The following is a 12,720-nucleotide window of genomic DNA, read 5'->3' on the forward strand; positions in this document are numbered from 1 at the left end:
ATTCATGTATATAGACGATAAGTCTTTTCGTTTTATAGCAGTGGCTATTAAGAAAGGTTTACATAGTATGCAGACTTGTCCTATTTAGAAATTTATAGATTAGATAGAAACGCAACATAAAAGAATAAAGTAATTGCTTTAATATGGCTATAATGTAGGTAAGCTTCTCAGTAGTAGGTAAATATCAGATAAAGTATATTCACTAAAATTATGATTCGGAAAATTTTTTTCAGTATCTTGGACGTCAAAATAAACCAATCCTATGAGATATGAATGGAGACTAAAATGACAATGAATATAAAAGTTAATCAAGAGGAAAGAGCATTTAGAGCGTGGAATGTTTTGGTCAATCATGCAAGTGAAAAAGAAAAAATTACATACAAGGCTCTCGGTGAGAAGCTTAATGTTCACCATAGAACATGTAGATATTTTTTAGAACTCATTCAAGATTATTGTTTACAGGAAAAAATGCCACCGCTAACAATTATTGTCCATAATCAAGCAGGAGAGATTGGACAAGGCTTTATTGCATGGGATTTACAAAATAAGGAGGAAGGCTTTGAAAAAGTATTTAATTTTAATTGGAGAAATTACCCTAATCCCTTTTCTTATGCAAAGACAGGCAAAACTAAAGACTCAATAGTAGAACAGATACTAGTAAATGCTATTCGTTCAGAAGAACTTTATGCTCAAGTAAAAGTTAGGGGAATTGCTCAGGCTATATTTCGTAAATCCCTTTTAAAAGCCTACGAATCTAAATGTGCATTTTGTAGATTTCCATATGAAGTAGCATTAGAGGCATCGCATATTATTCCGTGGTCTAAATGTGAGGAGTCTGAAAAAATGTCTATTAATAACGGGTTGTTACTATGTAGTAATCATCATAAATTATTTGACAATGGGATAATTCGGGTAGATGAAAACTATATTATCCAAGGAGTTGGGAATTATTACTCAAATATAATAGGAAAAAAAATAAAATTACCTAAAAATAAAGAACACTATCCTTCTAAAATATATTTCAAAAAGAGGGAAAGCATTTCGAAAATTTCGTATTGAATATTTTATCTCTACTAATCTTGCTGATGAGCATCAATCTATCGAGTAATGTCAAAATAAGTAAGGATTTAAGGAGAGGATTTAACATAATTATACTTAGAAAAATCATACTGGAAAATAGACGCGCCATATTAATCTGGAAGATCCCGAAGATCAGCAGCGCTATGTGGCATCCAATCTGTCAAGTGTAACTTCATGCTTTGTTCTTGCGACCAACGGAGGGCATCCGCTTCCGTCTGCAATATATGCGGATGAGCAGCCTGTCGGGTTTGTGATGATTACATATGGAATTACGGGATATGAGTTGCCTTCCATCGCAGAGGATGGTTACTGCATTCTCAGGCTAATGATTGACAAGCATCATCAGAACCAAGGATATGGCAGGGAAGCCATGGAGAAAATAATGGAGTTTGTTCGTACCTATCCTGCCGGACCAGCACAGTACTGCTCGATTCCCTACAGTCCGGACAATATCGCAGCCAAAAAGCTGTATGAAACACTCAAATATAGGTCATGCAAGTTAATTACATTACTCTGGACTCAAGACCTTATCATCAAATCCCTCTAATATGAAGTAGACCATCTTTACATACATTGTCAAACAAAAAGAGGTCGAATAATCAGTCGGGGGAATCCTTATTTTGAGAAAGCTATCCTTTATTATTACCAGTATCCTGCTCGTCACGGTGTTGTCCGCTTGTTCGGGCGGTATATCCAGCCTGAATCAGGCAGGTGCAGGTATGACGCCAGGCGAGAGCCAAAAAATCGAGAAATACAACTCGTATGTCATGCTGAACAACCTGATGACAGGCCGAGTCAATGAAGTGTTGATTCATTACTTTGAGAAGTTCGGTACAAACAAGAAGCCTGTTATCGAGAAAAATGTTAGCTTCATTATGCTCGATGTTCCGACAGCGCAGCGGGACGTGATTGAGCAAGCGAAAGGGTATACGACCCGTGGGCCTGCTTTTGCAAATACAGATGCCGCCGTGACCAAGCTGACACCGGTCCTCCAGGATCTGTTGACCGTTCTGGACGAGATGAAAGTCTACTATGACAGCAAAGGCTATGTGGATGATGATTTTGCCAAAGGCAAACAGCTGCACACCAAGCTGATCCATGCCAATCTCGCTTACGAGAAGGCAGCTCAAGAATATTTTACCGTTCTGCGAAAAATGGATGCCGAGCAGCGCCAGGCAGATCTGCAAGGTTTCAAGGATGCCGATCAGCAGATCCGTTATCATGCATTGAAGTTCATGATCGACGCTGAGGCTACTGCCCTCGAAATGAATGAGCAGGGGATCAGCGCCAGCAATGTATTGCAGCTCGATATGAAGAAGTACAAAGCCAAATACGACCTCATGACCGCGGATCTGGAAGCACTCGTGACTCTATCCAAAGATAAGGCACAGATTCAAAAAGAAGGACTGAACAGCTTCAGTATCGAGAACTATGTTCATTCTGCCACAGAAGCCAAAGCAGCCGCTTCAAAAATTATTGAACGCATCAATAACAAGAAACCGGTATCGGATTCGGATCTGAGCGGTCAGTTCCTGCATACTACAGATGGTACGCCAGAGAATTTCAGCTACCTGCTCAGCACTGCGATTGAACGATATAATGAGATGAATTAAGAGAAAATACAGGCAGGCTTATACAGACTGAACATTAGAACCTCCCTTCACAAAGGCAAACTGTAATGGTACAGCTTTGGAAGGGAGGTTACATACCATATTGGCTCATCAAAAACTGAATAGGTAAGGGTATTCAGAAGAAGCGTGGAACGGAGAAAATGAAATACAAACTACAATATATCTGGCACGAAAGTGGAAAGGGGATCACATAATGAAGATACGCCTTTCGGAATATGATGAGAATTGGACACGCATGTACGAGGAGGAAACCCAGTTATTGCAGGAGATATTCGGCAAAGAGATAGTGAAGTTTGAACATTTCGGAAGCACCGCGGTTCCAGGTTTGAAAGCAAAACCAGTCATTGACATGATGTGTATTGTGAGAAATATCGAAGTCATTCAAAGTTTTAATGAAAAAATGTCTTCGCTGGGCTATGATGCAGCAGGTGAATGGGGGATACCGGGTCGCAACTTATTTCGTAAAGGTGGAGAAAATCGAACCCATCATATTCATGTATATCCCGTGGATCATCCGCAGATAGAGCGGCACTTAATATTCCGGGACTATCTGAAATCCCATCCGGACGAAATGAGGCGTTATGGAGACTTGAAAGAAGAACTGGCGCAGCGCTTTGATGATACTACGTTCTACAGCAAAGCGAAAAAGCCATTTGTACAGGAGATGGAGCAGCGTGCTCTGCAATGGCATATGGACAAGAACAGATAAATAAATGAACACCACAATAATTGACCAATGAAAAAGATAGTAATATATAAAGTTTATACAGTAATGAACATAAACGCTGACGCAAGGAGGTCAATTACATATGGCCAGAAAGAAAAAAACATTACCCAAAAACTTTGACGAACTCATCGAGGCTGGTGACGTCTCCGCATTGCAGGAAGTATTTACCCAGTGCGACTGGGATGCCCGCGGCGGCTACAGCAAATCAACAGCCCTGAGCTTTTACAATGTACCGGCTGAGCTGATCCGCTGGCTCGTCGAGCAAGGGGCGGATATCAATGCCAGGGACAATTACCAACGAACACCTCTGCACAGTCATGCGATGAGCTGGTGCGGTCATACAGAGCTGCTGCTTGATCTCGGTGCAGATATCGAGGCAGCGGATTATCGCGGTGAGACGCCTTTGTTTGCCGCGGCGGCATCGTTCAAGCCGCAGACAGTCGATACGCTGATCACCTGGGGCGCCAACATTCATGCTCTAAATGGAATGGGCCAGACGCCACTCGAAAAGGCGCTGGTATCATGCAGAAATACGGATATTGCCAATATGGCGGAAGTGGCAGAACGGCTGCTTCATGCGGGTACTCCCATTACACCGAAAATGCAGGAGGCCGTAAAACAAATCGGAAGCCAATTTGAATTCCACCGGGAAGGGTTCAATAAAGAATATTTGGAGCAGACCGAGCTGGGACTGTCGCGTCTGTATGAGCTGTTTGACAGAACGCCTGTGGAGAAACGCAAGATGCACGATGGAATCTCTCCCATAACCGTATCGGCCACGGATTGGCGGGCACAGCATAATGAGCTCTGGAGCTGGCTGATTCCATCCAAAGGATACGCGCAGACCGTACAGGGCGAAGTGATCCGCATCACCGGTAAAGGATCTTACGAAATTCTGGATAACGGAGCCGGTAACTGGGATAATGAATTCCGCAAAATGCTGCGCAGCTTGATTCGGTATTTTGGGATGGGTACGCCTTTACATGCAGATCTGCTGGAGGAGGCAGAGATTCTCGTCCAGACACTTCGCAACGGAGATGGAGATGTGGAAGCTGCAAGACTGTGCGAGCTGGCAGTGCAGTGGGTACTGAACAATCCGAATCCTATACTTATGGAGCAGCCGGAGTATGAACGTTGATTTTTTGGTTTAAAAGGAGAACTTATGAACGTTAAAATTATAAGAAGATTAACATTTCTACTGGCCTTTCTGTTACTGATTATCTATGTATTTAATGAATCAGGGTATTCTATTATCGAGAAAACTGCCATTAAGAATTCGTATCCTTTTCAGGATGGTACAGTAATACATGAGAAAAGTTATACGAATAAAAAAATAGTGATGTGGAAGACTAATCAGAGTTACTATGTGAAATTGGTAGAATCCAAATGGGGGATTTTTTATCACGTATCCAATGTCGCCGAGTTACAACCTATGTCACCCTCACAGGGAAAAGAAAAGGGTATCAAACGAATATGGTCAGCGAGCTTAAATTCAATGAACAAGTACGAAACCATATTTGGAGTAGTATCAAATAATCCTAAAATTAAAAAAGTGATTATAAGCAATGATAGTATTGATGGTAAAGTGTTGAGTAATATCAATGAAATAAAGAAGAATTCTACTGTGTTTATAGAGTTAAAATTAGAAAACGGATTCGCAGCAGCCTATAAAGAACTAGCTATAAAAGATACTGGAGAATTCGTATTTAGAGGAGTAAATGATCAAGGGGAAATAGTAACTTTTGGCATATAACAAAGAACTGGATAGCTTCAAAATATAGAGAATCCATACGACCTATATCACTTCCAGAAATATTAAGAACAGCCAAGTAGTATAGCTCTATACAAAGAAAGATATAATTCATCCTGATTAATGGATGTAATTAAATGGATCAAAAAATAGTTACATGTACCCGCATTGGAGTATATGCATCAATGTATAGTATATCCAGGAAAGAACACATCCTAATCAGAAAGGGGAGGAATACCATCCAAGAATTATACTATCGGAGAGAATTAAGTAATGATGAGATGAATACCATGTTTGATGAACTGGTAAAACGATGGGATATTTCCGACGAATACTGGTTCCCTCTTTATAACACTTGTGCTAAACCGGTAATTGCTTTTGATTCAGCTGCTTTCGAGAATCAATTTGGCTTTGCTAAGCTAAGGGGAATAATGAAAGATGTAAATGAAATATTTGAAATCAGAGAGGGAAGGTATGAAGGATATGTAGTCAAATCAGAAACGTTTGAACCTTCTTACGAAGGCACAGGGGAAGGGTATTGGTTTGATAGCAGTAAAGAATGGATCATATATTGCTCTCATGAAGGATCGATAACCTTTGGAGGAGAATGGCTGATCGATTGTATCAAAGAGGAGTGGAAGGACTGGGGAAAACATATTTTTATGCAGCTATAGGAATTAAAATGTGAGCTATGAATAGCTTTTAAAAGATAATTGTTTACAGCTGCACATACATATTCTCCGCGGAATCATCGAGTTATGACTGGTTAAGAAGAAGAAATATGATGAAAAATTATAGTCATATTGCGGCTCATATACCAAATCAAAGAAAGCAGGCGAGCAGATGATTAGCAAACAAAATGCACCTCATTACAAATGGGGCAGTGATTGTGATGGTTGGCGATTGGTAGACAGATTGGACAAAAGCATTATCCATGAGCAAATGCCGGCAGGGACCTGTGAAGCGAGGCATTTTCATAATACAGCCGAGCAGTTTTTCTTTGTCCTGTCCGGAACGATGACTATTGAAGTGGATAGTACTGTATATACATTGCAGGCTCATGAAGGTATTGAGGTACAGGCATTGGTACCTCATCAGGTATTCAATCAATCAGACAGCAGTTTGGAATTTCTGGTAATCTCCCAACCGAATACGAGAAAGGACAGAGTCGCAGCCGAATAAGGTGGACAACCGTGTACGAAAGTGAATGGGCTAAAGAAAGGACTGCAAATGACAATTATAAGTATCGAAGGAGCAAGCGCAGCAGGCAAGACGACGACTTCGGCTGCACTTTCAGCTCAAAGTGGCGCTTTGCATATTCCAGAGGTGGCTGCTTTGTGGGAAAAACCGGATCAGCTCTATCCGGAATGGTTTTTCGAACGTCAGGTGGATCGCTGGCATATGGCTGCCAGGCACGAACAGGAGACACAGGTAATTATTGATATCGATCTGTTCCAGCCTTTCTGGTATAACTGGTCATTTGATTTTACGCTGTTCGATGGACAGAGTCTGGATTTTGTTGAGGCGATCGGGATTGAGAGCAATGTAGAGAGGATTAGAAGTGAGCTGCCGGGTTGTGCAGATGATCATCGCTATTCGATGGGGCTTTTTGATTTTATGGTGAGTTGGCTGAGAACCAATCGGGCGCATCCGTAAAGGCACAAGAAGGCTTTTTATTTTATGATAGCGTATTCAATAATTCGTATATATTTATCCAACTTGAAGAAATATAAGAAAGTTATGTGACGGAGGAATATGATGCATGGAAGACGAATTGGTGATTGAGGTTGTGAATTATTGTGAAGAAATCTCTGGCAGTATTGAAAGAAACAATAAGCAAAGAAGGATTGTCTGATTGTTGAGTCATAATTATGTTTCATGATTGTCGCCTAAAAGGGAATATCACTATATTTGATAATATATTGGGTAACGGACCAAATGACCATATTGGAATCATAATAAAAAAGGAACAAGGGCGAATCATTACAGCAGAGGGGAATTTCCATAATAGATCAGGGATATTTCAACGAACAAAGGAACAAATCAACGGATATATTCGAATAGAGGATACTTATTGATAGATTGGGCAAGTGGAGCTCCAGGCAGTGATTAAGAATCATCAAACGCCTGAACATTATTCTCAAACTAGTAACATCGTATAAAGCCAAAACCAGATGGAGGTTTAATGATAATGACGAACCCAATTCAGAATAAAATTAGAGGAGTATTCATTCCGGTCAGTAATATTGAACAGGCGAGGGATTGGTATTGCAGTTTACTTGGTTTACCTTCTGATGAAGAGATATATTTTGGGCATATTTATGTGCTGCCGATGCAAGGAGGAATTAATATAATTTTAGATAGTAAGATATATTCTCCTCACCATGTACATAATATTCCAGTTCTGCAATTAGCGACAGATCATATTGATAGGTCATATGATTATTTGAAGTCACAGGGTGTAGGCATACTTACTGAGATCCAAGATGGTCACTGGTTTAATATCCAAGACCCTGACGGGAATGTTCTCATGATATGCAAATAAGAATTATATTTTGGCGATGTAGTTAGCATATATAAGCTGCATTGACACATTGGAGTTGAGATGTAGAGATGAGAAAGATACTTGTTATAACTCTCTTGTTGATAAATGTCTGTCTGGTAGCTTGCCAATCCAACAACAATGTAGCTGCGGAAATAGAAGGCCATTTGGACAAGATCATTGGTGATAAGGAAATTGCCGCATCCAGTGCTCCTATCGATTATATCGAGCATAACCAGCAAGAGTACGACAGCATTATCAATACAGGTGAAGATGGTTTGCAGTATTTGACTGCAGAATTGAAAAGCAGCGAAGAAAATGGACTGAAAGAATGGATTATGGCAAAAGCAAGTACAGATATTTTGAAAATGGATAACCCGGTCACAGAGTGGTCGACAGGGAAAGAATGGATCAACAAATATACAGCGCATGAATAAGGTTGAATTCAAACATATCCCAATTAAAGGAATTCATACAGGAGGGTTTATTATAAAGTTATTATTTATCTGCAGTCGAAACCAATGGAGAAGCTAACCGCCGAGAAAATATTCGAAGTATACGGACTATATGATGTTAAATCCGCAGGAACCGCAGAAAATGCAAGAATCAAAGTAAATGTCGGACATCGGCTGGGCGGATCTGATAGCCGTTATGGAGAAGAAGCATGAACGAAGACTGAAAGCCAAATTCGGACAAGACCTGGACGGGAAACGAATCCTAAGACTCGATATCGAAGATGAGTATGGATACATGGATGAAGAACTGATAGAACTGCTAAAATCAAGAGTTTCCGAACATATTGAAGTGCCGGAATAATAGAAGGAGGCATACATATGCCATGGCCAATGGTTCACTTTGCAGTATCCAATCAACTCCATTCCGGCAAGCCTACGCCACAACTGTTACTCGGCAGCATCGCGCCGGATGCTCTGCATGCGAGAGGGCAGACGACCAGAGAGGAGAAGGGATTAACACATCTCGTTGAAAATGATCGTCTGGCGAGCGCAGCACTCATTATGAAGACGCTGCAGCAATACATCGATCAGCATCATGAGCGGGAATGGACAGACTTTATAGTCGGCTACTTTACTCATATTTATACCGATGCCAGATGGACGTATGGTCTGTACGAGCAATTCAGCAGCAATTACAGCGGTGAGGATAGACGGCATGCATATCATCAGGAAGCTGCACAGATTGAATTTGAACTGCAGCGATCGCTGCAACTGCAGAATGGAGATGACCCGGTCAATCTGCTACTGCAGGCTAAAGCTTACGCGGTTGAACCTTTTGTGACCGAAATGGAAGTCAATCGGTACAGAGAAATGAAGGTGGAATGGCTGAATGATCCTCGAAATGAGCCGCATATCGCTCCAGATTATTTTACGGTTGAGCAAGTGGACCAGTTTGTGCATGTAGCGGCGAGTGAGATACAGGAGCTGTTCAGGAAGTATGGTCTGGAGCATTTGCTGTAGATCGGCTGGAGTCTGCAAATATATTATGCAAAAAGACAACCAGAATGAGATTCAATTCGGCTGCCTTTTTGTAAATGTATATACCGGGTGCTGTCTATATTCAGATCATCTGTATCATCCAGGAATGCTCCATTTTATTTTAGAGAAAGCGTCTTGGCCAGCTGCTCAAACTTTTGCAAATGTGGAGTCACCTGCGTGGTGATACTTTTCAGATATTTGACCGATGTTTGGCGTTTACGTTCTTTTTGAGCAGATTCTTCCGGAAAGATGGAATATTCGTATACAGGTCAGAGTACAAAGAAGCGTCGATCTTTTTTTCATAAGTGAAGTCTCCTTTAGGAATGGGAATAGGGGCCGTCTTTACCGGCATACGGGATAGACGAATGGTATTCCGGAAATGTTACTTCTGCTTATAATTTGAGGAAGGATTTAAGAGAGCTGAGAGTTCTGATTGTAAGACCACTGATCCAAACAGACTATAATAACAAGAAGTTTGTATTTGAAGATATAGACAGAAGATGGATCGCGGTAGGCAAGAAACAATGAGTGTTTAAAAGGAGAATCCAGAATGCCAAGCGTACATGACAATAAAATCCTATCGTATAGCGTTGACCTGCAGAACGATGAACTCACCATACATACCCAAAGCGACAGTACCGCCGCAGACAGAATAGATATTATTTTCACCGGAGTATTCAATCATTTTTTGAACATCCGCTGAAAGGGAAGTATTATCCTCGCTGCGTATGCAGTCCGGCTCCGCCCAGATCCGTATTGACGGCCGGCGGCGTGATCTCGATCACTTCTACAGCCGTACTGTTCAGCTGATGCCGCAAGCTCAGCGTAAAGGAATGCAGAGCTGCCTTGGCAGCTTCGCCGATCGAATAATATTTCATACGGAGGTCTTTATGGGTAATGATGTGTATTGTCGATAATATGATGATAAAAATTAAACCATAGTTCTTGTCAATAAAAAGAATTGCCAGGTCGATTCGGCAATTGATTCCTTGTTCTCCCGCCTGCTATACTTTTCCTATACTACTGAATTGGGGGTCATACCGTTGGCAATGTTGGCAGCAGTGCTGTGTTGCTCGTTCACTAGAGAGGCCTTACGCAGAGCCTGAACAAGGGCGAGTCTTTGTGTAGGGCGCGATTACGATAGACAGGGTCGCCCGATTTACTTTTTCGTTACCATGCGCAGGCTTTGCACCTTATTGCTTTTCCAATCCAGATAAGGGGCTGACAGCTATGCAAACACCATTTATTCATAACCATCAATTGAATGTTATTCACAAACAGGCGGACTTTCTGCTGAAAACGATGCGGACGGTAGCCGATCGCAAAGTGCTGGAGACTGTAAGAGGCACAGCCGTACTGAATGCCATCGACGCCTTTGATTACTTGACGGCAGAGCAGAAAAGCCTGCTGGAACAAATGTCCCAATATGAAGCAGCCTACGAACTGCAAAGCTATCTGGACAGTCTGGAGTCGCAGATGATTCCTTTTCCAGAGGTGACAGTGAAGCAGATCCAGAAGCTGTTCCCCAAGTCCAAAAAGCTGAAGATGCCTGATCTGGCGTCTATTGACTACAAGCGTACGACATATCTGAGATGGATAGATATTGCAACCAATCGTCTGTATATTGTTTATCCATACGAAGGACAGCTGCTTGGAATCGAGGGACAGATGACGTCGACCAATAAGAACGGATTCTGTATGTTCTGCAATCGGCACCGGGAGCTCGGATTCTTCAATGTGAAGACAAGAGGCGGCGGCTCGCCGGATAATTTTGCATCCGCAGGGCAGTATATCTGCATGGATGATGAAGCTTGTAACCATAGCATCACCGATACCGCTCCGCTGGAGAGATTTCTGCTGGCAGCGGGCAAGTAAGAATCAGGTAAAAAGAAGGTCGCTCTAACACAGAGCATCCTTTTCTTTTGAAATGTTCAATCAATAAATTTCAAGCTGTAAAAAATGGAGGGATAACATGCAAAAGATAGCGATTATCGGCTCCGGTGGTTCCGGCAAATCCACCCTGTCCAGAAAATTGGCAGCCAAGCTCCAGCTGCCTGTATACCATCTGGATTCCCTGTACTGGAGACCGGGCTGGGTGCCCACACCTGCTGCAGAATGGGATCAATTCTTGACCGAGCTGACAGCGCAAAGCGAGTGGATTATCGACGGTAATTATGGGAGGACGATGGACATCCGTCTGCAGAAAGCGGATACGATCATTTATCTGGATTATCCAACGTATATCAGTCTGTTCCGGGCAGTGAAGCGAAAATTTCAGTATAAAGGCAGAACACGTCCAGATATGGCAGCTGGGTGCGAGGAGAAGATGGACTTGAAGTTTGCCAAGTGGATCTGGAGATACCGCCGGGATCAGCGACCAAAGATATTGAAGAAGCTGGATGATCTCAAAGATAACAAGACCATTTACATATTTACTTCACCCAGGCAGCTGGAGCGGTTTCTGGAACAGGACTTCAAGGAAGAACGTTAGTGTTTGGAGATCATACATGAAATGGGTTAGGAGAAGAAACGTGTGGATGCGCAGCTGAATTTTACTCTGGATGATGTACCGTATTCGGCTGCTCAGTACAGCAAATTGTTCGGGCTTTTGCTTCTTTCGAGGGATTCGAGACACCGTATGTGCCTATGCGTATGATCACAGGCGATGCTTTCAAAAAAGTAGGCGTTGGTGGTGATAGTGTTACATTTATCTTCAAATACATGAGAGTATCCGTATCGCCACGCGACGATTCGCATATGTTGTGCCGGTCTCTTCTTTTTTGCATGTTTATCGACCGCTGCAGTTATCTGCCTGCTCTACTGGATTTTTCTGGTAACCTCTATTATGCTGTATCATCCATATAATGCTATATTGTTAAAGCGATGTCAAAAGGAACGATCGTACTGGAAAACAGCGAACATCGCTGGTAAAAAGGCGGGGCTAAGTACGATGTAGCAGCCCGGATACAGATCTACAAAGCACAAGTGACAGACTACATAAACGGAAGATGCTACCCATAGAATTCCGTATCAGAAAGGATGCTTAATAAAATGAGAAGGGTCGATGTTGTCTATTCCCTCATTACCGATCCAACGAATTCCAAAGTATTAATGGTTAAGAACTACGATGAGGATGGCGACCGCTGGTCTCTGCCCGGTGGAGCTGTAGAGAACGGCGAATCCCTGGAAGAGGCAGCCATACGGGAAGCCAAAGAGGAGACCGGACTGGATATTACAGTCCACGGTATCGTAGCGATCAATGAACGTGTATTCCCGGCCAAGCAGGAACATGTGTTATTTATTACCTTTAAAGGTGAGATACACGGTGGGCAGGAAGAAATAGTGAGACCCGATGAAATCGCTGAATTGGTCTGGATTGATGTGGAGCAAGCAGCGCAGCTGATGCCTTATTACCAGGATGGATTGAAAACATTAATCAGTGGTCAGGGCATCACCTATTTTAATGAGGGAACGAAGTAAGCGGATTGATATTGAAG

The 12,720-nt window shown here is 42.2% G+C and carries 16 protein-coding genes and 1 pseudogene; 16 read left to right on the forward strand and 1 reads right to left on the reverse strand.

Annotated elements, in window-relative coordinates; genetic code table 11:
• Positions 1–291: 291 nt before the first annotated feature.
• The 13 genes from M1D61_RS06490 (at position 292) to M1D61_RS06550 (ending at position 9,205) form a co-directional block, all read left to right on the forward strand.
• Positions 292–1,059 carry an HNH endonuclease gene (locus M1D61_RS06490; protein WP_458121631.1) on the forward strand — a complete coding sequence of 256 codons (768 nt, stop codon included), beginning with the start codon at positions 292–294 and terminating at the stop codon, positions 1,057–1,059.
• 166 nt (positions 1,060–1,225) lie between these two features.
• Positions 1,226–1,627 carry a GNAT family N-acetyltransferase gene (locus tag M1D61_RS06495; RefSeq protein WP_458121632.1) on the forward strand — a complete coding sequence of 134 codons (402 nt, stop codon included), beginning with the start codon at positions 1,226–1,228 and terminating at the stop codon, positions 1,625–1,627.
• A gap of 73 nt (positions 1,628–1,700) precedes the next feature.
• A complete protein-coding gene (locus M1D61_RS06500; protein WP_458121633.1) occupies positions 1,701–2,693 on the forward strand; it encodes a YiiG family protein in 993 nt (330 codons plus the stop codon).
• Between the two features lie 211 nt (positions 2,694–2,904).
• Positions 2,905–3,420: a GrpB family protein gene (locus M1D61_RS06505; RefSeq protein WP_458121634.1), complete on the forward strand. Its 516-nt coding sequence runs from the start codon at positions 2,905–2,907 to the stop codon at positions 3,418–3,420.
• 100 nt (positions 3,421–3,520) lie between these two features.
• Positions 3,521–4,576, forward strand: coding sequence for an ankyrin repeat domain-containing protein (locus tag M1D61_RS06510; protein WP_458121635.1), 1,056 nt, complete (start codon positions 3,521–3,523; stop codon positions 4,574–4,576).
• Positions 4,577–4,600: 24 nt separating this feature from the next.
• A complete protein-coding gene (locus tag M1D61_RS06515; RefSeq protein WP_458121636.1) occupies positions 4,601–5,191 on the forward strand; it encodes a hypothetical protein in 591 nt (196 codons plus the stop codon).
• Between the two features lie 287 nt (positions 5,192–5,478).
• On the forward strand, positions 5,479–5,862 hold the full coding sequence (locus tag M1D61_RS06520) for a hypothetical protein (protein WP_458121637.1): 384 nt from the start codon (positions 5,479–5,481) through the stop codon (positions 5,860–5,862).
• Positions 5,863–6,031: 169 nt separating this feature from the next.
• On the forward strand, positions 6,032–6,370 hold the full coding sequence (locus M1D61_RS06525; protein WP_458121638.1) for a cupin domain-containing protein: 339 nt from the start codon (positions 6,032–6,034) through the stop codon (positions 6,368–6,370).
• Between the two features lie 48 nt (positions 6,371–6,418).
• Positions 6,419–6,844 carry a hypothetical protein gene (locus M1D61_RS06530; RefSeq protein ID WP_458121639.1) on the forward strand — a complete coding sequence of 142 codons (426 nt, stop codon included), beginning with the start codon at positions 6,419–6,421 and terminating at the stop codon, positions 6,842–6,844.
• A gap of 535 nt (positions 6,845–7,379) precedes the next feature.
• A complete protein-coding gene (locus M1D61_RS06535; RefSeq protein ID WP_046213577.1) occupies positions 7,380–7,733 on the forward strand; it encodes a VOC family protein in 354 nt (117 codons plus the stop codon).
• A gap of 68 nt (positions 7,734–7,801) precedes the next feature.
• On the forward strand, positions 7,802–8,167 hold the full coding sequence (locus M1D61_RS06540; RefSeq protein ID WP_458121640.1) for a hypothetical protein: 366 nt from the start codon (positions 7,802–7,804) through the stop codon (positions 8,165–8,167).
• Positions 8,168–8,345: 178 nt separating this feature from the next.
• A complete protein-coding gene (locus M1D61_RS06545) occupies positions 8,346–8,546 on the forward strand; it encodes a protein tyrosine phosphatase (RefSeq protein ID WP_458121641.1) in 201 nt (66 codons plus the stop codon).
• Positions 8,547–8,563: 17 nt separating this feature from the next.
• The gene (locus M1D61_RS06550; protein ID WP_458121642.1) at positions 8,564–9,205 is read left to right on the forward strand and encodes a hypothetical protein; all 642 of its coding nucleotides are present in this window, start codon (positions 8,564–8,566) and stop codon (positions 9,203–9,205) included.
• A 740-nt stretch (positions 9,206–9,945) separates the two neighbouring features.
• On the opposite strand, the pseudogene M1D61_RS06555 reads toward M1D61_RS06550, so the two are convergent.
• A pseudogene (locus tag M1D61_RS06555) lies at positions 9,946–10,086 on the reverse strand (SDR family NAD(P)-dependent oxidoreductase); the annotation flags it as partial.
• Positions 10,087–10,453: 367 nt separating this feature from the next.
• Between M1D61_RS06555 and M1D61_RS06560 the strand changes: the two are divergent.
• From M1D61_RS06560 to M1D61_RS06570, 3 genes are all read left to right on the forward strand, one after another.
• Positions 10,454–11,098 carry a FusB/FusC family EF-G-binding protein gene (locus M1D61_RS06560; RefSeq protein ID WP_458121643.1) on the forward strand — a complete coding sequence of 215 codons (645 nt, stop codon included), beginning with the start codon at positions 10,454–10,456 and terminating at the stop codon, positions 11,096–11,098.
• Between the two features lie 97 nt (positions 11,099–11,195).
• A complete protein-coding gene (locus M1D61_RS06565) occupies positions 11,196–11,714 on the forward strand; it encodes a DNA topology modulation protein (protein ID WP_458121644.1) in 519 nt (172 codons plus the stop codon).
• Positions 11,715–12,274: 560 nt separating this feature from the next.
• Entirely contained in the window at positions 12,275–12,703 is a 429-nt protein-coding gene (locus tag M1D61_RS06570) for an NUDIX hydrolase (RefSeq protein ID WP_046213586.1), read from the forward strand.
• Positions 12,704–12,720 lie beyond the last annotated feature (17 nt).

The organism is Paenibacillus sp. Z6-24 (genome assembly GCF_054161335.1).

Bases quoted from the DNA above. Each gene is read 5' to 3' on its own strand.
- M1D61_RS06490 (WP_458121631.1), top strand. From the start codon at position 292: ATGAATATAAAAGTTAATCAAGAGGAAAGAGCATTTAGAGCGTGGAAT.
- M1D61_RS06505 (WP_458121634.1), top strand. From the start codon at position 2,905: ATGAAGATACGCCTTTCGGAATATGATGAGAATTGGACACGCATGTAC.
- M1D61_RS06510 (WP_458121635.1), top strand. From the start codon at position 3,521: ATGGCCAGAAAGAAAAAAACATTACCCAAAAACTTTGACGAACTCATC.
- M1D61_RS06515 (WP_458121636.1), top strand. From the start codon at position 4,601: ATGAACGTTAAAATTATAAGAAGATTAACATTTCTACTGGCCTTTCTG.
- M1D61_RS06520 (WP_458121637.1), top strand. From the start codon at position 5,479: ATGTTTGATGAACTGGTAAAACGATGGGATATTTCCGACGAATACTGG.
- M1D61_RS06525 (WP_458121638.1), top strand. From the start codon at position 6,032: ATGATTAGCAAACAAAATGCACCTCATTACAAATGGGGCAGTGATTGT.
- M1D61_RS06530 (WP_458121639.1), top strand. From the start codon at position 6,419: ATGACAATTATAAGTATCGAAGGAGCAAGCGCAGCAGGCAAGACGACG.
- M1D61_RS06535 (WP_046213577.1), top strand. From the start codon at position 7,380: ATGACGAACCCAATTCAGAATAAAATTAGAGGAGTATTCATTCCGGTC.
- M1D61_RS06540 (WP_458121640.1), top strand. From the start codon at position 7,802: ATGAGAAAGATACTTGTTATAACTCTCTTGTTGATAAATGTCTGTCTG.
- M1D61_RS06545 (WP_458121641.1), top strand. From the start codon at position 8,346: ATGTCGGACATCGGCTGGGCGGATCTGATAGCCGTTATGGAGAAGAAG.
- M1D61_RS06550 (WP_458121642.1), top strand. From the start codon at position 8,564: ATGCCATGGCCAATGGTTCACTTTGCAGTATCCAATCAACTCCATTCC.
- M1D61_RS06560 (WP_458121643.1), top strand. From the start codon at position 10,454: ATGCAAACACCATTTATTCATAACCATCAATTGAATGTTATTCACAAA.
- M1D61_RS06565 (WP_458121644.1), top strand. From the start codon at position 11,196: ATGCAAAAGATAGCGATTATCGGCTCCGGTGGTTCCGGCAAATCCACC.
- M1D61_RS06570 (WP_046213586.1), top strand. From the start codon at position 12,275: ATGAGAAGGGTCGATGTTGTCTATTCCCTCATTACCGATCCAACGAAT.